The 19,362-nt window shown below is 62.4% G+C and carries 14 protein-coding genes, 2 tRNA genes and 2 rRNA genes (1 of these 18 only partly in view); 4 read left to right on the forward strand and 14 right to left on the reverse strand.

What is annotated here, in order from left to right:
• The first annotated feature begins 80 nt into the window (after positions 1 to 80).
• Both ACCQ15_RS19265 and ACCQ15_RS19270 read left to right on the forward strand, forming a co-directional pair.
• Positions 81 to 1,127: a bile acid:sodium symporter family protein gene (locus ACCQ15_RS19265; protein WP_057680838.1), complete on the forward strand. Its 1,047-nt coding sequence runs from the start codon at positions 81 to 83 to the stop codon at positions 1,125 to 1,127.
• Between the two features lie 170 nt (positions 1,128 to 1,297).
• A complete protein-coding gene (locus ACCQ15_RS19270; protein ID WP_372157529.1) occupies positions 1,298 to 2,878 on the forward strand; it encodes a thioredoxin family protein in 1,581 nt (526 codons plus the stop codon).
• 234 nt (positions 2,879 to 3,112) lie between these two features.
• Here the strand turns inward: ACCQ15_RS19270 and cyoE are convergent, their stop codons facing one another.
• The 4 genes from cyoE to ACCQ15_RS19290 are packed head-to-tail and all read right to left on the reverse strand — an operon-like array spanning position 3,113 to position 6,511.
• Complete coding sequence (gene cyoE / locus ACCQ15_RS19275) at positions 3,113 to 4,009, reverse strand: heme o synthase (protein ID WP_011348837.1); 897 nt, start codon at positions 4,007 to 4,009, stop codon at positions 3,113 to 3,115.
• A 2-nt stretch (positions 4,010 to 4,011) separates the two neighbouring features.
• Positions 4,012 to 5,175 carry a COX15/CtaA family protein gene (locus tag ACCQ15_RS19280; protein ID WP_011348838.1) on the reverse strand — a complete coding sequence of 388 codons (1,164 nt, stop codon included), beginning with the start codon at positions 5,173 to 5,175 and terminating at the stop codon, positions 4,012 to 4,014.
• Positions 5,176 to 5,185: 10 nt separating this feature from the next.
• Positions 5,186 to 5,761, reverse strand: coding sequence for a redox-active disulfide-containing membrane protein (locus tag ACCQ15_RS19285; RefSeq protein ID WP_008577447.1), 576 nt, complete (start codon positions 5,759 to 5,761; stop codon positions 5,186 to 5,188).
• Between the two features lie 27 nt (positions 5,762 to 5,788).
• Positions 5,789 to 6,511 carry an SURF1 family protein gene (locus ACCQ15_RS19290; protein ID WP_046933469.1) on the reverse strand — a complete coding sequence of 241 codons (723 nt, stop codon included), beginning with the start codon at positions 6,509 to 6,511 and terminating at the stop codon, positions 5,789 to 5,791.
• A 60-nt stretch (positions 6,512 to 6,571) separates the two neighbouring features.
• On the opposite strand from ACCQ15_RS19290, the gene ACCQ15_RS19295 reads away from it, so the two are divergent.
• A complete protein-coding gene (locus ACCQ15_RS19295; RefSeq protein WP_003484642.1) occupies positions 6,572 to 6,790 on the forward strand; it encodes a twin transmembrane helix small protein in 219 nt (72 codons plus the stop codon).
• A 93-nt stretch (positions 6,791 to 6,883) separates the two neighbouring features.
• Here the strand turns inward: ACCQ15_RS19295 and ACCQ15_RS19300 are convergent, their stop codons facing one another.
• The 6 genes from ACCQ15_RS19300 to ACCQ15_RS19325 are packed head-to-tail and all read right to left on the reverse strand — an operon-like array spanning position 6,884 to position 11,640.
• Positions 6,884 to 7,759 carry a cytochrome c oxidase subunit 3 gene (locus tag ACCQ15_RS19300; RefSeq protein ID WP_005911522.1) on the reverse strand — a complete coding sequence of 292 codons (876 nt, stop codon included), beginning with the start codon at positions 7,757 to 7,759 and terminating at the stop codon, positions 6,884 to 6,886.
• A 38-nt stretch (positions 7,760 to 7,797) separates the two neighbouring features.
• Positions 7,798 to 8,394 (reverse strand): cytochrome c oxidase assembly protein, encoded by a 597-nt coding sequence (locus ACCQ15_RS19305; protein WP_014091271.1) that lies wholly within the window; start codon positions 8,392 to 8,394, stop codon positions 7,798 to 7,800.
• Complete coding sequence (locus ACCQ15_RS19310; protein ID WP_003484652.1) at positions 8,391 to 8,564, reverse strand: hypothetical protein; 174 nt, start codon at positions 8,562 to 8,564, stop codon at positions 8,391 to 8,393. Before ACCQ15_RS19310 ends, ACCQ15_RS19305 begins: the two co-directional genes overlap by 4 nt.
• On the reverse strand, positions 8,545 to 10,149 hold the full coding sequence (gene ctaD, locus ACCQ15_RS19315; protein ID WP_005911527.1) for a cytochrome c oxidase subunit I: 1,605 nt from the start codon (positions 10,147 to 10,149) through the stop codon (positions 8,545 to 8,547). Before ctaD ends, ACCQ15_RS19310 begins: the two co-directional genes overlap by 20 nt.
• A gap of 38 nt (positions 10,150 to 10,187) precedes the next feature.
• Complete coding sequence (gene coxB, locus ACCQ15_RS19320) at positions 10,188 to 11,147, reverse strand: cytochrome c oxidase subunit II (RefSeq protein WP_031425150.1); 960 nt, start codon at positions 11,145 to 11,147, stop codon at positions 10,188 to 10,190.
• Positions 11,148 to 11,163: 16 nt separating this feature from the next.
• Positions 11,164 to 11,640: a DUF2244 domain-containing protein gene (locus ACCQ15_RS19325; RefSeq protein WP_017157717.1), complete on the reverse strand. Its 477-nt coding sequence runs from the start codon at positions 11,638 to 11,640 to the stop codon at positions 11,164 to 11,166.
• Positions 11,641 to 11,905: 265 nt separating this feature from the next.
• Here ACCQ15_RS19325 and putA point away from each other — a divergent pair, with 265 nt between their 5' ends.
• A complete protein-coding gene (gene putA / locus ACCQ15_RS19330) occupies positions 11,906 to 15,106 on the forward strand; it encodes a bifunctional proline dehydrogenase/L-glutamate gamma-semialdehyde dehydrogenase PutA (RefSeq protein WP_057680835.1) in 3,201 nt (1,066 codons plus the stop codon).
• 791 nt (positions 15,107 to 15,897) lie between these two features.
• On the opposite strand, the gene rrf is transcribed toward putA, so the two are convergent.
• The 4 genes from rrf to ACCQ15_RS19350 all read right to left on the reverse strand — a co-directional run.
• Positions 15,898 to 16,012: ribosomal RNA gene (rrf, locus tag ACCQ15_RS19335) — 5S ribosomal RNA — on the reverse strand.
• 127 nt (positions 16,013 to 16,139) lie between these two features.
• Positions 16,140 to 19,020 (reverse strand): 23S ribosomal RNA (locus tag ACCQ15_RS19340).
• 227 nt (positions 19,021 to 19,247) lie between these two features.
• Positions 19,248 to 19,324: transfer RNA gene (locus tag ACCQ15_RS19345), tRNA-Ile, on the reverse strand.
• 18 nt (positions 19,325 to 19,342) lie between these two features.
• A tRNA-Ala gene (locus tag ACCQ15_RS19350) sits at positions 19,343 to 19,362 on the reverse strand; it runs 56 nt beyond the window's last position.

Here is a 19,362-nt window from a genome sequence, read left to right on the forward strand (position 1 = left end):
AGGCCATCGCGCACTGCCGTGCCGTTTCAGGCCTGACCGGTGACGTCGATGCCACAGCCAGGGCCTGCACGCATCGTAGAATGGCCCATACCAGGCGCAAGATCGCGCGCTACCGTTGGACCTCGATGAAGAAGCTGCTGGCGCGGTTGCGCATTGACCCCTTCACCCTCGCGCTGCTGTGCACAGTTGCACTGGCCTCGTTTCTCCCGGTCACGGGCACGGCGGCGGCGGTTATGGACGATGTCACCGACGTGGCGATCGCGGCGCTGTTCTTCCTGCACGGCGCGCGGCTGTCGCGCGAAGCGGTGAAGGCCGGCGCGTTGCACTGGCGCCTGCATCTGGTGATTCTGGGCTGCACCTTCGTGCTGTTCCCGCTATTGGGGCTGTTGTTCAAACCACTGGCGCATCTGGCACTGACGCCGGAGCTGTATGTCGGCGTGCTGTTCCTGTGCGCGTTGCCGTCCACGGTGCAGTCCTCGATCGCTTTCACCTCGATGGCACGCGGCAATGTGCCGGCCGCAGTCTGCGCCGCTTCGCTTTCCAGCCTGCTGGGCGTGTTTTTCACCCCGTTGCTGATGGGCGCACTGGTCGGCAGTCAGGGCGCCATGGCGCATCCGGCCGAAGCGATCGGCAAGATCCTGCTGCAGTTGCTGGTGCCGTTTCTGGCCGGCCATTTCATGCGTCCGTGGATCGGCGGCTGGGTCGAACGTCACCGCGCCGTGCTGCGTTACACCGATCAAGGCACCATTCTGCTGGTGGTCTATACCGCCTTCAGTGCATCGGTGAACGAAGGGCTGTGGCAGAAGACGCCGCTGCCTGCACTGCTGGCGGTACTCGGCGCTGCAGCATTGTTGCTGGCCATGGCGATGCTTTCGATCACCTTCATCGCCCGGCGCCTGCACTTCAGCCGCGCCGATGAAATCGCCATCGTCTTCTGCGGCTCGAAAAAGAGCTTGGCCACCGGCGTGCCGATGGCCAAGGTGATGTTTGCCGGCGGCGGGCTGGGCGCGATCGTGTTGCCGATCATGCTGTATCACCAGTTGCAGCTGATCGTCTGCGCCGTTGTGGCCGCACGGTATGCGCGCAGTGCATCCGGCCAGCCGCAAGGCGCAGCCGAGCGTCATTGACGCTGCGCCACGCCAGCACCTGCCCGCTGCGTATCGCGTAACAGCAGTTCGCATCGCCGCACATCCAGGTTGTAAGCAGATGTACAACGGTGATGACGCACGCCCGCCCAGGTCCGCCAGCGGCCGCTAGAGTGCGCGATCGACCTTCTGCCGCCCCACGGTGATTTGCCATGACGCTGTCGCTGCCACGCCCTTCCCCTTCCTTGATCGCGCTGCTGGCCGTGCTGGCTGCGCTGACTGCCTGCGACAAGCCAGCACCGCCTGCGGCGCCCGCACCACCCAAGACGGCGTCCACGCCGGCACCCGTTGCCGGCATCGCCTGGCGCGAGGGCGACGTGGAAGATGCCTTTGCCGAAGCCAAGGACAGCGGCAAGCCGATCCTGTTGTATTGGGGCGCAGCCTGGTGCCCGCCCTGCAATCGCCTCAAGGCCACGCTGTTCAAGGATCCGGCCTTCATCGCGCGCACCCAGCAGTTCGTCGCCGTGCACCTGGACGGCGATTCGGAGGGCGCGCAGGCCTGGGGCGAGCGCTTCGGGGTCAAGGCGTATCCCACCATCATCGTGCTGCGCCCGGACCGCAGCGAAATCACCCGACTGGCCGGCAATGCCGATAACGCGCGCCTGGCCGAGGTGTTGCGGGTTGCGGCCAAGAGCACCAGTACCGCCCAGCAATTGCTCGACAAGGCGCTGCACACACCACAACAGCTCAGCGCGGACGATTGGGCCGTGCTCGGCAACTACGCCTGGGGCACCGACGATACGCTGGTCAAACCCGATGCCGCCGCCGACGTGCTCACCCGGCTCTCCACCTCGGCGCCACAGCCGGCACTGCAACGCAGCTTCGCCCTGGCCGCCATCAGTGCCGCCAGACACCCACCGGCTGCCAGCAGCGCCAACCGCACGCTGTTGGAAGCGGTGTTGGCCGACCCGGCAGAAGTGCGCGCCAATCTCGGCACGCTGAACTATGTGCCGGCACGCCTGGTCACCGCCGCCAGCAACGAGGCCGGCGAGCGCAGCACGCTCTCCAACGCACTGAATCAGGCCTTGGACAAGGTCTACGCCGATCCTTCATTGCCGATCTCCGACCGGCTTGGCACCGCATACGCGCGCATCCAGCTGGCACGCCTGGCACAAGGCCAGCCCACCGAAACCGAAGCCGAAGGCCCGCAACCACCGTTGCCCAAAGACGTGGTGGAGGTGGTGCACCAGCGCGTGCAGTGGGCCACCGACACCGCCAAGACCGACGAGGAGCGCCAATCCACCATCAGCATGGCCGCCGCGTTGCTGAGCGAGGTGGGCGATCGCAGCGCGGCAGAGCAATTGCTGCTGGCCGAGTTGTCGCGCAGCAAGACGCCGTACTACTACATGCCCGAATTGGCGGATCTGGCCGAACAACGCGGCGACAAGAAGACCGCCCTGTTGTGGCTCAAACGGGCCTACGACAGCGCGCAAGGTCCCGCCACACGCGTGCAGTGGGGCGTGATGTACGTGGATGGGCTCATCCGGCTCAGCCCCGATGACACCGTCGGCATCGAGGGCGCCGCCACCCAGGTGATCGGCGAGTTGGCCGGTCAACCGGATGGTTACCGGCAACGGACCCGTCAGCGCTTCGCCACCCTCGGCACCGCATTGAAGACCTGGAGCAAGCAGCATCGCCGCGAAGGCAGTGCAGTGCTGGCGCGTCTGCAGCAGAAAATGCAGTCCAGCTGCGACAGCAAAACTCCCAGCGAGTGCGCCAGTTGGCTGAGTTGAGTCGACACAGTGCCGTGTGCCGGCAACGCATGATGATCAGAGCGTGGCAAGCCGCAAACCGCGGCGTCTGCTGACATGGACGCCGCTGGTGACCTCGACGCGGCGCACGCGGCACGCATCCGGCACCTTTCGCCACACGCGGCAGGCGCTGCAGGCGTGATCCATCCATCCGCCTGATTGCCACGCAAGTCATCGGGCAGAGCTACCGCATTGCCGCTCGTCTCGCTGCGGCGACTAGCGCACCCACGGCAGCAGCAGATGGTCGACCATCAGGAAGGCGAACAACGCCATCAGGTACACGATGGAGTACCCGAACATCTTCATTGAAAACAGTTCGTCCGGCGGGTTCAGCATGCGCCACGCGTACCAGAGGAACACCGCATTGAGCACGATCGCACCGCCCAGATAGAACACCCCGCTCATGCCCACCGCCACCGGCGCCAAGGTCACGATCGCCAGCAATACGGTGTACACCAGGATCTGCTTGCGCGTATGCGGCACGCCATGGGTCACCGGCAACATCGGGATCGCGGCCTTGGCGTAATCGGCACGGCGGAAGATCGCCAGCGCCCAGAAATGCGGCGGCGTCCAGATGAAGATGATCAGCACCAGCAGCGAGGCATTGATCCAGTCGGCGCTGGTCGGCAGCCCGGTCACCGCGGCCCAGCCCAGCATCGGCGGGGTGGCGCCGGCCAGGCCGCCAATCACGATGTTCTGCGAGGTCGCACGCTTCAGGTACACGGTGTAAATCACCGCGTACCCGATCAGCGAGGCGAAGGTCAGCACCGCGGTGATGACATTCACCCACACCACCAGAATGGTCATGGAGATCACGATCAGCGCGCCGGCGAACACCAGCACCTGCCAGGGCCGCACCTTGCCCACCACCAGCGGGCGCCATGAGGTGCGCGCCATCTGTGCGTCGATCTTGGCGTCGAGCAGTTGGTTGATCGCTGCCGCCGCTGAAGCCGCCAGCCAGATACCCAGGAAGCCCAGCGCGCCGGTGCGTACCTGCAGCCAGGTCGGCATGTCGGGAATGGCCAGGAACATGCCCACCAACGCGGTGAACACGATCAGTGCCACCACCTTGGGTTTGGTCAGATCCCAATAATCGCGTGCGCTGACAGCCATGCTCACTCCGGCGCGCGCAGCCGCGCCAGCAGCGAGACCAGCACGAACAGCAACGCCACCGCCCCGCCGTTATGCATGACCGAGACCTCCAGCGGCAGCGCCAGCTTCACGTTGAGCATGCCCAGGGTCACCTGCACGGCCACCAGCAGCGCCAATGCGCCGGCCCACACCCGCATGCCCGGCGAGCGCGACAAGCGCCAGGCCAGCCACCACAAGTACAGCGCGGTCGCAATTGCCCATAGCCGATGCGCCATCTGGATCGCGATACGCGCCGCACCGTCCAGCACGCCACCTTCGTAATCCACTCCGATGCCGCGCCACAGCGTGAAACCTTCACGGAAATCGTGCGGCGGCCACCACTGGCTGACACAGCGCGGGAAGTTGTCGGCCGACCAGCTGCCGCCGCCACACGCCAGCGCGGCGTAGTTGGCGCTGACCCAGCCACCAAGCGCGATCTGCAGGCCCAGCACCGCCACTCCCAGGCGCAGCAGCCACTTCAAGCGCGATGCATCGGCCAGGGTGATCGGCAAATGCGTCGCGCGCCAGGCCATCCACACCAGCAGCGAGAACATCAGCATGCCGCCCAGCAGGTGTCCCATCACCACGATCGGCTTGAGCAGCAACGTCACCGTCCACATGCCCAGCAACGCCTGGAAGATCACCACCGCCAGCGTCAGCACCGCTGCACGCGCCAGATCGATGTTGCTCCAGCGCAATGCCGCCAGCAGCAGGATGGCCTCGCCGGCGATCGCCACGCCGAAGGCCATGGCGTGCCAGCCGGACATATAGAGCGGGATCGACAACGCCACTAGCACCGCGGCCGACACCACCTGGGCAATGCCCATGCGACGGCGACGCACCGCCAGCAACGACAGCACCAGCACTTCCACGCCCAACGCACCGGCCAGGAAGCGGTGGACCTGTTCGCGCCAGGCCTTGTGCGATTCCAGCGGGCGGATCTTGCTGGCCACGTGCGTGTTGGCTTCGTCGCTGGTCTGCGGCCAGGTCACGCGGCCGTAGCAGGTCGGCCAGTCCGGGCAGCTCATGCCGGCATCGGACAAACGGACGAACGACCCGAACAGGATCGTGCTCGCAGTGAACAACGCGGCCAGCCAGGCCATGCGATGGAAGTGACGGAACAACGCCGGTGGCGCAAACAGGTTCATCGAAACGGGCTCACATCAGTTTCAGCAGCTTGACCAGATCCGACCGCAGGCCGGCCGGGTCGAAACCCGGGGCATACCGCAGGATCACAAAGCCATTGGGGTCGATCACATACACCGGCACGCCGGCCGCATCGGTGCCGCGCGGCAATGCCTGGCGCAGGCGGGTATCGTCGCGCAGCACGCGCAATGCAGGCATCGGCGGCAGCCCGGCCGGCGGTGGGCCGATCCACAGCACCTCCACCTTGTCGGCGCGATGCCCGAGCAACTGCCACACCTTGTCCAGTTCCGCGGCCAACGCCACGCACTGCTGCGTGCAATCGGCCGGCGGCGCCACTGCAATGCGCCAGATGCGCTCGCTCGGCGCCCATGCATACGGTTGCCCGTTGGCACGGACTGGCACCAGCGCCCGCAGGTCCGCGGGCGGCTTCAGCAGCTCGCCGTGATTGCGCATCGACGCCGGCTGCCATCCGGAGAAGCGCAGCACGCCGGCCAGCAACATCGAGCCGAAGAACAGCACCGCCAGGGCAATCAGCATCCTGCGGCCGCGTTTGACCGAATGCGGCGTGGCCGATGTGGAGGAGGTCATGCCGGCGATTTTCTCATGCCGCAGGCGTCAGTGCCCGCGGTCGCGGCGGCGCGCACGCCATGTCAGCAGCATTGCGGTCGCCAGGACCGCGACGGCCAACCCGAACCATTGCACCGCGTAACCCAAGTGCCGCGCGGGTGGTAGCGTGTTTGGCAGCATGTCCAGATCGCGTGCGTAGCCAACCGGCAGTGCAGGGTCCAGGCGCAGGACCTGCGACGAAATGTCGCGCCTGCCCAGCGTGCTGCGTAAGGCCTGCAGATCCAGTCGCGTGGCCAGCCAGGTCTGCGCCGCAGCCCCCGGCGCCAGCGCCGGTCCGATCGCCAGCCCCGCCGACGGCGGAGCGCTCAAGAGCCCCTGCACGGTCTGCACGCCTTTCAGCGCAACGATGCCGGGCAACTGCCGATCGGCCGGTAATGGCAGCCAGCCCAGATCCACCAGCACGTCTGTCGATCCACCTTCGGGCACTGCCAGTTGATACACGCGCACACCGGCACGCCCGTCATGCAGCTGATTGTCCAGCAAGACCAGTTGCGGCAAAAAACGCACTTGCCCACGTACCCATGCCAACTCATTCTGCGTCGCCAGCGCCGGTGCCAAGGGCAGCGTGGTGTCGCGCACATGTGCGGCACGGTCCAGCAAGGCTTGCTTGCTCTGCATGCGCTGCAACTGCCAATGCCCAAGCGCCGCGAAACCCGCGCTCACCAGCAGCGCCAGACACCAACCGATGACCGCCGTGTGCTTGCGCGTCATGACAAGCGGCGCAAAAAAGCGTGCAATGCCATGACCACGCCGACTGCACCCGGGGCTGTTGTGAACGATTCGCTCAAGACGCTGCTGATTGTCGCCTTCCTGATCGTGATCCTATGGAACCTGGGCGCTGGCCTCTACTACCTGCTGACCGACCGTGGCCAGACCAAGCGCACCGTCAACGCCCTGACCTGGCGCATCGGTCTATCGGTGGCATTGATCGCCATCGTGATCCTCGGCATCTACACCGGCTGGATCAAGCCGCATGGGCTTGGCCGCTGAGGAGCCGGGATTGGGGATTCGGCATTGGGGATTCGTGAAAACTAAAGCCTTCCGCTTTTACGAATCCCAAATCACCAATCCCGAATCCCCGCCTCAAAGGACATACACGAACAAAAACAGCGCCAGCCACACCACGTCGACGAAGTGCCAGTACCACGCGGCCGCTTCGAAAGCGAAGTGGTTGTCGCGGCTGAAATGCCCCTTCGCCGCGCGCAGCCACATCACCGCCAGCATGATGGTGCCCAGCAGCACATGCATGCCGTGGAAGCCGGTCAGCATGAAGAAGGTCGAACCATAGATGCCCGAGCCCAGGGTGAGATTGAGCTCGGTATAGGCGTGGATATATTCCTCGGCCTGCAGGAACAGGAACACGCAGCCCAGCAGCACGGTCAACCCCAGCCACAACAGCAGCGCGCCGCGGCGCCCTCCCTTGAGCGCGTGGTGGGCGATGGTCAAGGTCACGCCGGAACTGAGCAGGATCAGCGTGTTGATCAGCGGCAGGCCCCAGGCCGGAATGGTCTGGAACTGCCCACCGATGGTGCCCGGGCCATTGGTCGGCCACGCAGCGGAATAACCATTCCATAGCAGCTCGTTGGTCATCACGCCGTCGCCTTCCCCGCCCAGCCAGGGCAGCGTCAGCACACGCGTGTAAAACAGCGCACCGAAGAAAGCGCAGAAAAACATCACCTCGGAGAAGATGAACCACACCATCCCCATGCGGAACGAGCCATCCACCTGGCGGTTGTAATGCCCGGCATTGGATTCGCGGATGACATCGCCAAACCACATGAACAACGTCGCCAGCAGCATCGCCACGCCGGCGAAGAAGGTCCAGCGCCCCCATGCCGCGTCGTTGAGCCAGCTGGCCACGCCGATCATCATCACGAACATCGCAATCGACCCGACAAAGGGCCATTTGCTCTGGCTCGGGACGAAATACGCATCGGCGTTGGGACTGTGATCGGCCATGGCGTTGCTTCCGTGTCGTGGTACGGGTGGATGGAAGGTTACGGCGCAGCGCGTGGCGCGCCAGCTGCGCCTCCGCCCTGCAGTTCGGAGGTCAGCGCGTCGTTGCGATAGAACGTGTAGGACAGGGTGATCGTAGTGACTTCCGGCGGCAGTGCCGGGTCGACGATGAAACGCAGCGGCATGTCGCGCGTTTCGCCGGCCTGCAAGGTCTGCGCGGTAAAGCAGAAGCACTCGGTTTTATTGAAGTAGCCCGACGCACGCGCAGGTGCAACCGAAGGCACCGCACTGCCCACCACCGCACGTGCACCATCGTTGCGCGCGAAATACAGCGCCTCGTTGAGCTCGCCCGGCACCACATCCATCGTCATCTGTTCGGGATGGAAGGTCCACGGCAGTTTGGAATTGACCCCGCCATCGAACTCCACGCGCACCGTGCGCTTGCCGGCGGCAGGTGGCGCGCCCGCGTTTGCGCGCGAGCTGCCGGGCGCACGCTCCATGCGGATGCCAAACACTTTCTCGCAGGCGATGCGGTAGAGCGGCACCAGGGAAAACGTCAGCACGAACACGCCCAGCACCACGCCCAGCAGCTTGAACAAGCCGGCTGTGGGTGCGTGTGCGGGCGCGCGTGCACTCACCGCCCGATGACTCCCGAGGCGATGAAGCCCGCATAGATCAGCAACGCGATGATGCCGACCGTGATCGCGGTACGGCGTACCGCACGGCGCTGCTGCGCCTGCCGTTCCGCAGCAGATAACAGACGCGTCACCGCCGGCTCCGAGGCGGACTCAGTGGCCGATGTCTTCATGTGCAAGATCTCCAGGCTTGATCACCGGCGGCACGGTGAAGGTATGCGCCGGGGCAGGTGACGGCACCGTCCATTCCAGACCCTTGGCACCTTCCCAGGAGCGGGCCTGTGCACGCGCGCCACTGCGCAGCGAGGACAGCAGGATCGCGGCCATCAGGAACGGCGTGACGAACATGCCGAACGCACCGATCGAACTGACCAGATTCCAGTCGGCAAACACCACGTTGTAGTCGGGAATGCGCCGCGGCATGCCGGCCAAGCCAAGGAAGTGCTGCGGGAAGAACAGCAGGTTGACGAACACCATCGTCCACCAGAAGTGCACCTTGGCCCAGGTCTCGTTGTACATCCGCCCGGTCCACTTGGGCCACCAGTAGTACACCGCCGCGATCAGCGCGAACACCGCACCGGTCACCAGCACGTAGTGGAAGTGCGCCACCACGAAGTAGGTGTCGTGGTACTGGAAGTCGGCCGGCACGATCGCCAGCATCAGGCCGGAGAACCCACCGATGCTGAAGAGGATCACGAACGCCACCGCCCACAACATCGGCGATTCGAAGGTCAGCGAGCCCTTCCACATCGTGCTGACCCAGTTGAACACCTTCACCCCGGTCGGGATGGAGATCAGCATGGTGGCGAACATGAAATAAATTTCGCCGCCCAGCGGCATGCCCACGGTGAACATGTGGTGGGCCCAGACGATGAAGCTCAGGAAGGCGATCGCGGCAATGGCGTAGACCATCGCCTGGTAACCGAACAGCGGCTTGCGGCTAAAGGTCGGAATGATCTCGCTGACCACGCCGAACGCCGGCAGGATCATGATGTACACCTCCGGGTGCCCGAAGAACCAGAAGATGTGCTGGTACATCACCGGGTCGCCGCCGCCGGCCGCGTTGAAGAAGCTGGTACCGAAGAACTTGTCGGTCAGCAGCATGGTCACCGCGCCGGCCAGCACCGGCATCACCGCGATCAGCAGGAACGCGGTGATCAGCCAGGCCCAGCAGAAGATCGGCATCTTGAGCAGATCGATGCCCGGCGCGCGCATGTTCAGCACGGTGGCGATGATGTTGATCGCGCCCATGATCGAGCTGACGCCGGCCACATGGATCGCAAATACGCTGAAGGCGACGTTGTAGCCGCCCTGCAGCGACAGCGGCGGGTACAGCGTCCAGCCGCCTGCTGGCGCGCCGCCCGGCAGGAACAGCGTCAGCAGCAGCAGGGTAAAGGCGACCGGCAACAACCAGAACGACCAGTTGTTCATGCGCGGCAACGCCATGTCCGGCGCACCGATCTGCAACGGAATCATCCAGTTGGCCAGGCCGACGAAAGCCGGCATCACGCCGCCGAAGATCATCACCAGTGCATGCACGGTGGTCATCTGGTTGAAGAACTCCGGTTTGACGAACTGCAAGCCGGGCTGCATCAATTCGGCGCGAATCACCACGCTCATCGCCGCGCCGATGATGAACATCACGAAGGAAAACAGCAGATACAACGTGCCGATATCCTTGTGATTGGTCGAAAAGAACCAGCGCTCGACGAAACCGGGCTGGTGGTGTCCGTGGTGATCGACTGCGGTATGCGCCATGACGGAACGACCTCTGCGAAGCGAGCGGTTGCGGGCGATTAAAGAGCGGCGGTCGGTGTTGCGGCCTGGGCCGGTGCCGCCGCAGGCACGGCGTCACCTTGCGGAGCGGCCTGTGCACTGGTCGGCGTCGGTGCGGCCGCTGGCGCCGCTGCTGGAGCAGTGCCTGACGCACTACGACGCGACGCCAGCCAGCGCTGGAAGTCAGCCTTGGGCAGCGCCTCCACCACGATCGGCATGAAGCCATGATCCTTGCCGCACAACTCGGCGCACTGCCCGCGATACACGCCCGGTTGTTCGATGTTGGTCCAGGCTTCGTTGACGATGCCGGGAATGGCATCTTGCTTCCATCCCAGCGCCGGCACCCACCAGGCGTGGATCACATCGTCGGCGGTAATCACGAAGCGGATCTTGGTGTTGACCGGCAGCACCAGGCGGTTATCGACATCCAGCAGATAGTGCGGCTGCGAGGCCGCGGTGGGGCGCTCGCCGCTTTGGCGGATACGATCGGATTCGCGTGCCAGGCGGCTGGTAAATTCCACGCCCTGGCCCAGATATTCGTACTTCCACATCCACTGATAGCCGGTCACCTTGACCGTCATTTCCGATTCGCGGGTGTCGTACATCGCGATCAGTTTTGCCGTCGCCGGCCACGCCATCGCAATCAGCACCAGGACCGGAATCACCGTCCACAGCACTTCCGCGGTGGTGTTGTGACTGAATTGTGCGGCCACCGCGCCCTTGGACTTGCGGAACTTGAACATCGCATAGCCCATCGCCGAGAACACCAGCGCGCCAATCACCACGCACACCCACAGCGCCACCATGTGCGCCTCGTAAGCCATCCGCGCGGTCTGGGTCACCCCGCGCCCCATGTTGAGCTGCCATTCCTTGGGATCGGCCGATTGCGCCCAGGCCACCGGCGCGCTCAGCAGCGCCGCCATCGCCAGGCCCACGTGTGTGCAGGTGTTGATCGACTTCCAGCTGCTGCGTTGCGTCATTGCCTAGACCCTTACGTCATCGGTGACGGCCATTGGCGGCCGCGAGCAAGCGTTTGAGCGTTGTTGCCAGTTCCACACGTTCGGCCGGCCCGAGAAAACTTCCGATCTCGATCTGCTTGCCGCTGCTGACCAGCAACACCCTGTCATCGCGTTCTATGCAAAGCCGCACCCAGTGCGGATGTGCCTGAAACGCTGGTGGCGCATGCCCGGACGGAAACACCTCAACAACGGCTTCCCCCACCCGGATCGCTTCTTCGCGCTCGCCACTTCGCCACAACTGCCGTAGCGCCAGCGCCACCACACCACTGTGCACCAGGGCAAAGACCGGCGCGAACGCATTGCCGGTCCACCACCCCAGGCCTGCAAATAACCACATCGTTCCCGCCAGCACTGCGAACAGCTGCACGAATTGCCTGGCCGACAGTGCCCGCGGAGGCCGCAACCGCAGCTGCGTCCCAACCCCTTCGGACATCAACGGCAGCACTTCGATCATAAACGGCACGCAGCGCACTGCGGGAATAGCCCGATGGTAGACCCGCGCCAACGCATGCGGCAAGCATTTCCGGCGATCAAGAATTTGCTGCAGTGCAGCTAAAAGTGCGCACAAATCAATCACTTCCGCGTTGTTCGCCAATGGCCGTGCCGTCACTCTGCGCGATGGCGGCATGCACAAAACGGCGGGAAAGCCGCCGCTTCCACACAAGTGCGCAAGCCGTCTGGCTCACTAGAATGAGCACGGAATCCAAGGCACCTTTCGCATGAACGCACAGCTCGACCCGCTTGCCTCCACCTCAGTTGCGCGCCCGCTGTTGGCGCCCGAACTGCCCGCCGCACCTGGCGCGTTGCGTGCCGCCATCACCGCGGCCTGGCTCAAGGACGAAGCCGAACACGTGCGCGAATTGCTCGACCAGGCACGCCTGCCCGCCGCTGAGCAAGCCAAGGTGCAGGCGGTCGCGGCCGATCTGGTTACCCGTGTGCGGGCACGCGCGCAGGACCAGGGCGCCATCGAAGCCTTCATGCGCCAATACGACCTGGGCAGCGAAGAAGGCGTGCTGCTGATGTGCGTGGCCGAGGCACTGCTGCGCATTCCCGACCAGGACACCGCCGACAAGCTGATCCGCGACAAGCTCGGCGATGCGGATTGGAAGAAGCATATGGGCGGCAGCGATTCGGTGCTGGTCAACGCCTCCACCTGGGGCCTGATGCTGACCGGCCAGCTGGTGCAGCTCAACGACCTCACCCGCGCCGATGTGCCGGGCGCCTTCAAACGCCTGATCGGCCGCGTCGGCGAGCCGGTGATTCGCCTGGCCGTGCGCCAGGCCATGAAGATCATGGGCCATCAGTTCGTCATGGGCCGCACCATCGGCGAAGCGCTGTCGCGTTCGCGCAAGGGCGACAACGCCAACTACCGTTATTCGTTCGACATGCTGGGCGAAGGCGCGCTCACCATGAAGGATGCGCAGCGCTATCTGCAGGCGTATCGGGATGCGATTCATGCGATCGGCCGCAGCGGCAACTTCGTCGGTACCGATGTATTTGCCGCGCCCAGCATCTCGATCAAGTTGTCGGCGCTGTATCCGCGCTACGAACATGCCAAGCGTGCGCGAGTGATGGCCGAGCTAGTTCCGGGCGTACTGGAGTTGGCGCAGCTAGCCAAGTCCTATGGCATCGGCTACACCGTCGACGCCGAGGAAGCCGACCGGCTGGAACTGTCGCTAGACATCATCGAGGCCACCTTCTCCGACCCGTCATTGGATGGCTGGGAAGGCTATGGCCTGGCCGTGCAGGCCTATCAAAAACGCACGCCGTACACGATCGATTTTCTTGCCGATCTGGCGCGCCGTGTCGGGCGACGCATTCCGGTGCGCCTGGTCAAAGGCGCGTATTGGGACGCAGAGATCAAGCGCGCGCAGATCGAAGGGCATCCCGGCTACCCGGTGTTTACGCGTAAGCAGAACACCGACGTGTCGTACCTGGCATGCGCACGTCGCATGTTCGCGCACAGCGACGCGCTCTACCCGATGTTCGCCACGCACAACGCGCAGACCATTGCGGCGGTACGTGCGATTGCGGCAGGCAAGACCTACGAGCACCAGAAACTGCACGGCATGGGCGACGACCTGTATGCCGAGGTGATTCCTGCCGATCGTCTCGATCTGCCGTGCCGCGTCTATGCACCGGTCGGCTCGCACGAAGATCTGCTGCCGTATCTGGTACGTCGCCTGCTCGAAAACGGCGCCAATTCCAGCTTCGTCAATCGCATCACCGACGAGGATGTCGCCATCGAAGACCTCATCCGCGACCCGGTCGAGGCAGTGACGTCATTTACTTCCATCCCGCATCCCAAGATTCCGCTGCCAGCTGACTTGCTGCGTAGCCAGAACCAGAACAGGAAAAACTCCATGGGCGCCAATCTCGCCAACGACAACGATCTGCGCCAGCTGGCCGAGCAACTCAACGCCGCGATCAAGCCGTGGAAGGCCACGCCCCTGGTACCCGGTGCGCTGATCAGCACGCCCGGCCAGGCGGTGTTGAATCCGGCAGATCGCCGCGAGACGGTTGGACAGTGGCACCCGGCCGATCCGGATACCGTCCAGAAGTCGCTGGCCAGCGCTGCGGCCGCGCAACCGGCCTGGAACCGCACGCCTGCAGCGAGCCGCGCCACCATCCTGGAACATGCAGCCGATCTGCTCGAAACGCGCATGCCCGACTTCATGGCGATCTGCGTCAAGGAAGCCGGCAAGACGCTGCCCGACGCAGTGGCCGAAGTCCGCGAGGCCGTCGATTTCCTGCGCTACTACGCCGGCCAGGCGCGTGCGCAGTTCGGTGCGCCGGAGCGTCTGCCCGGACCGACCGGCGAATCCAACGAGCTGCAGCTGCACGGGCGCGGCGTCTTTGTCTGCATCAGCCCATGGAACTTCCCGTTGGCGATCTTCCTCGGTCAGGTCGCCGCAGCGCTGGCGGCCGGCAATACGGTCATCGCCAAGCCGGCCGAGCAGACCAACCTGATCGGCTTTGCAGCGGTCAAGCTGCTGCATGAAGCCGGCGTGCCGGAAGCGGCCGTGCAGTTCCTGCCAGGCGATGGCGCTACCGTTGGCGCTGCGCTGACCAACGACCCGCGCGTTGCCGGCGTAGCCTTCACCGGCTCTACCGAAACCGCGCGCATCATCAACCGCACCCTGGCCGCACGCGATGCTGCCATCGGCGTCTTGATCGCCGAAACCGGCGGCCAGAATGCCTTCATCGCCGACTCGTCCTCGCTGCCCGAAGCAGTGGTCAAAGACGCCATTTCCAGTGCCTTCATCTCGGCCGGGCAGCGCTGCTCCGCGGCGCGCGTCCTGTTCGTCCAGGACGACATCGCCGACAAGGTCATGACGATGCTGGCCGGCGCGATGGGCGAGTTGAAGATCGGCGATCCGGGCCTGCTCTCGACCGACGTTGGCCCCGTCATCGATGCTGATGCGCTCAAGATTCTCGACGATCACGCGGCACGCATGGATCGCCAAGCGCGTCTGATCGGCAGCACCACCTTGGACGCCAGCACCGCGCATGGCAGCTTTTTCGCTCCACGCGCCTATGAGCTGACATCGCTGTCCCAGCTGCAGCGCGAGATTTTCGGGCCGGTGCTGCACGTGATTCGCTGGAAGGCCGACCAGCTCGATGCCGTCATCGAGCAGATCAACGCGACCGGTTACGGCCTCACGTTGGGTGTCCACTCGCGTATCGATGAGACGATCGACCGCATCACCTCGCGCGTGGCGGTAGGCAACGTCTACGTCAATCGCAACCAGATCGGCGCCGTGGTCGGCGTACAACCGTTCGGCGGGCAGGGCCTGTCCGGCACCGGTCCCAAGGCGGGCGGCCCGCATTACCTGCTGCGCTTCGCAACCGAGAAGGTCGTCACCGTCAACACCACCGCGGCAGGCGGCAACGCCTCGCTATTGACGTTGGGTGACTGATGCCGGCCAGCAGATAGCGGCGTCCGCCCGCTGGTCGGTCCGTCATGACCCGATTGCAGCCAGATGTACCGACTGTACCAACAAAAAAACCCCGCTCAGGCGGGGTTTTTTTGTTGGTTGGGCGCAACGTTTCAAGCCGTCAGTCGTGGTGAGTATCCCAACGACATAAAGCATCGCCCCAGCATGGCGAAAACGGGGTGCCTTCGCGGTGCTTTGCCAGCTGTTCGAGTCGACGGCTCCAGGCGTGCGCCCCGCGATGCACATCGCTGGCTTCAAACCGAGATTTATCGAACACCTTAACCACGCCTGGCGCTGCCACTGGTCTTGCATTTGGTCTCAACAAAGATGTGTGAAACATCTGCCTTGCGTCTTGTCTCACCAAGGATGTGGGACCCATCACTGATGCCGTGATCGATCCGCTCCAGGCCGTTCCTTGTATCGAGGATATGCGCACTAAGACGTCGGCCGAGCGAGGCTGTCATAGGCGATGTCTGTTATCGGCTTCAGCCACTACCGCACCCGTGCATCTGGCATTGGCCAGGCAGGTTATTTGGCCAACAGATGGATCGCGCCCCTTTTCTCCAAGAGATGGGCGCGTGGCGTGTGTGGCGAGGCTTGGTGCCAGCGTCCTGACGGGCTACCGGCCCCGGCGGTACTGCACGCACAGCACGACATCGGTACCGGTCGGCAAGCGGGGCGGAATGCAAGGCGCATTTACGCGCGGCGCAGCCCAGCGCTTGCGCAAAAAAGAAACCCTCAGTCCGTTTGGACTGAGGGTTTCGGGGTAAAGCCCCTGGCGATGACCTACTCTCGCATGGCTTGAGCCACACTACCATCGGCGCAGCTGCGTTTCACTTCCGAGTTCGGGATGGGATCGGGTGGTTCCACAGCGCTAATTTCACCAGGGAGACGGTTGGAGCGTCGCCATCCAAGAAACGGATTAAGGCGCCCAGTCTCGCAGAGTTAACTTGTGACGTAGCTTGCATTTGATGATCTACCAACGTTCGTTGGGACCAAGGCAACTTGAGGTTATATGGTCAAGCCGCACGGATCATTAGTATCAGTTAGCTCAATACATTGCTGTACTTACACACCTGACCTATCAACCACGTAGTCTACATGGTTCCTTTAGGGGGCTTGTGCCCCGGGAAGTCTCATCTTGAGGCGCGCTTCCCGCTTAGATGCTTTCAGCGGTTATCGCTTCCGAACATAGCTACCCGGCAATGCCACTGGCGTGACAACCGGAACACCAGAGGTTCGTCCACTCCGGTCCTCTCGTACTAGGAGCAGCCCCTCTCAAACTTCCAACGCCCATGGCAGATAGGGACCGAACTGTCTCACGACGTTCTGAACCCAGCTCGCGTACCACTTTAAATGGCGAACAGCCATACCCTTGGGACCGACTACAGCCCCAGGATGTGATGAGCCGACATCGAGGTGCCAAACACCGCCGTCGATATGAACTCTTGGGCGGTATCAGCCTGTTATCCCCGGAGTACCTTTTATCCGTTGAGCGATGGCCCTTCCATACAGAACCACCGGATCACTAAGACCTACTTTCGTACCTGCTTGATCCGTCGATCTTGCAGTCAAGCACGCTTATGCCTTTGCACACAGTGCGCGATGTCCGACCGCGCTGAGCGTACCTTCGTGCTCCTCCGTTACTCTTTAGGAGGAGACCGCCCCAGTCAAACTACCCACCATACACGGTCCCTGATCCGGATAACGGACCTAGGTTAGAACGTCAAGCACGACAGGGTGGTATTTCAAGGATGGCTCCACTGCAGCTAGCGCCACAGTTTCATAGCCTCCCACCTATCCTACACAGACGAACTCAACGTTCAGTGTAAAGCTATAGTAAAGGTTCACGGGGTCTTTCCGTCTTGCCACGGGAACGCTGCATCTTCACAGCGATTTCAATTTCACTGAGTCTCGGGTGGAGACAGCGCCGCTGTCGTTACGCCATTCGTGCAGGTCGGAACTTACCCGACAAGGAATTTCGCTACCTTAGGACCGTTATAGTTACGGCCGCCGTTTACTGGGGCTTCGATCAAGAGCTTCGCCTTGCGGCTGACCCCATCAATTAACCTTCCAGCACCGGGCAGGCGTCACACCCTATACGTCCACTTTCGTGTTTGCAGAGTGCTGTGTTTTTGATAAACAGTCGCAGCGGCCTGGTTTCTGCGACCCTCTTCAGCTATAGCTCGCACGAGCCACCAAAAAGGGTGCACCTTCTCCCGAAGTTACGGTGCCATGTTGCCTAGTTCCTTCACCCGAGTTCTCTCAAGCGCCTGAGAATTCTCATCCTACCCACCTGTGTCGGTTTACGGTACGGTCTTCGTGAGCTGAAGCTTAGGAGCTTTTCCTGGAAGCGTGGTATCAGTGACTTCGCCATAAAGGCTCGTCTCGGTGCTCGGTCTTAAAGGATCCCGGATTTGCCAAAGATCCAAACCTACCGCCTTTCCCCGGGGCAACCAACGCCCGGTACACCTAACCTTCTCCGTCCCTCCATCGCACTCACGCGAGGTGCAGGAATATTAACCTGCTTCCCATCGACTACGGCTTTCGCCCTCGCCTTAGGGACCGACTAACCCTGCGTCGATTAACGTTGCGCAAGGAAACCTTGGGCTTTCGGCGTGCGGGCTTTTCACCCGCATTATCGTTACTCATGTCAGCATTCGCACTTCCGATACCTCCAGCAGACTTCTCAATCCACCTTCGCAGGCTTACGGAACGCTCCTCTACCGCGCATAAAACAAGTTTTATGCACCCCAAGCTTCGGTTCACTGCTTAGCCCCGTTAAATCTTCCGCGCAGACCGACTCGACCAGTGAGCTATTACGCTTTCTTTAAAGGGTGGCTGCTTCTAAGCCAACCTCCTGGCTGTCTATGCCTTTCCACATCGTTTTCCACTTAGCAGTGAATTTGGGACCTTAGCTGTGGGTCTGGGTTGTTTCCCTTTTCACGACGGACGTTAGCACCCGCCGTGTGTCTCCCATACAGTCCGTCTCGGTATTCGGAGTTTGCAATGGTTTGGTAAGTCGCGATGACCCCCTAGCCATAACAGTGCTCTACCCCCGAGAGGATACATATGAGGCGCTACCTAAATAGCTTTCGAGGAGAACCAGCTATCTCCGGGTTCGATTAGCTTTTCACTCCTAATCACAGCTCATCCCCGTCTTTTGCAACAGACGTGGGTTCGGGCCTCCAGTACCTGTTACGGCACCTTCACCCTGGCCATGACTAGATCACCCGGTTTCGGGTCTACTGCCCGCGACTATGCGCCCTTATCAGACTCGGTTTCCCTTCGCCTCCCCTATACGGTTAAGCTTGCCACGAACAGTAAGTCGCTGACCCATTATACAAAAGGTACGCAGTCACTCTTGCGAGCTCCTACTGCTTGTACGCACACGGTTTCAGGATCTATTTCACTCCCCTCTCCGGGGTTCTTTTCGCCTTTCCCTCACGGTACTGGTTCACTATCGGTCGGTCAGGAGTATTTAGCCTTGGAGGATGGTCCCCCCATATTCAGACAGGGTTTCACGTGCCCCGCCCTACTCGTCTTCACTGGAGTGGCCCTTTTAAATACAGGGCTATCACCTTCTATGGCCAATCTTTCCAGATTGTTTTTCTAAAGCCATTCCAGCTTAAGGGCTGCTCCCCGTTCGCTCGTCACTACTTAGGGAATCTCGGTTGATTTCTTTTCCTCCGGTTACTTAGATATTTCAGTTCACCGGGTTCGCTTCCAGCAGCTATGAATTCACTGCAGGATACTGCCGAAGCAGTGGGTTTCCCCATTCGGATATTGCCGGATCAAAGCTTGTTGCCAGCTCCCCGACACTTTTCGCAGGCTACCACGTCCTTCATCGCCTCTGACCGCCTAGGCATCCACCGTGTGCGCTTATTCGCTTGACCATATAACCCCAAGTTGCCTCAGGGTCACATGCCGTGTTGTGTGGGGTACAAAGCCACCAACGCGAACATACGACTCAATTATTTAGGGACTCGAAGTCCCCGCCTTAGCCTCAACGACACGTTTAGATAGATATCTCAAACGCTCGCTACGTCACAAGTTATAAAAGAACATGTCTCAGCCTCAACGCTGAGCCATATAAATTCTTAAGTGTGCACTACATTCAGAGTGGTGGGTCTGGGAGGACTCGAACCACCGACCTCACCCTTATCAGGGGTGCGCTCTAACCACCTGAGCTACAGACCCAAAGTCGTTTCACTCAAATGGTGGAGCCTGTCGGGATC

The sequence above is a fragment of the Xanthomonas sp. NCPPB 1754 genome (genome assembly GCF_041475725.2).
In the GTDB taxonomy this organism is placed as follows: domain Bacteria; phylum Pseudomonadota; class Gammaproteobacteria; order Xanthomonadales; family Xanthomonadaceae; genus Xanthomonas; species Xanthomonas euvesicatoria.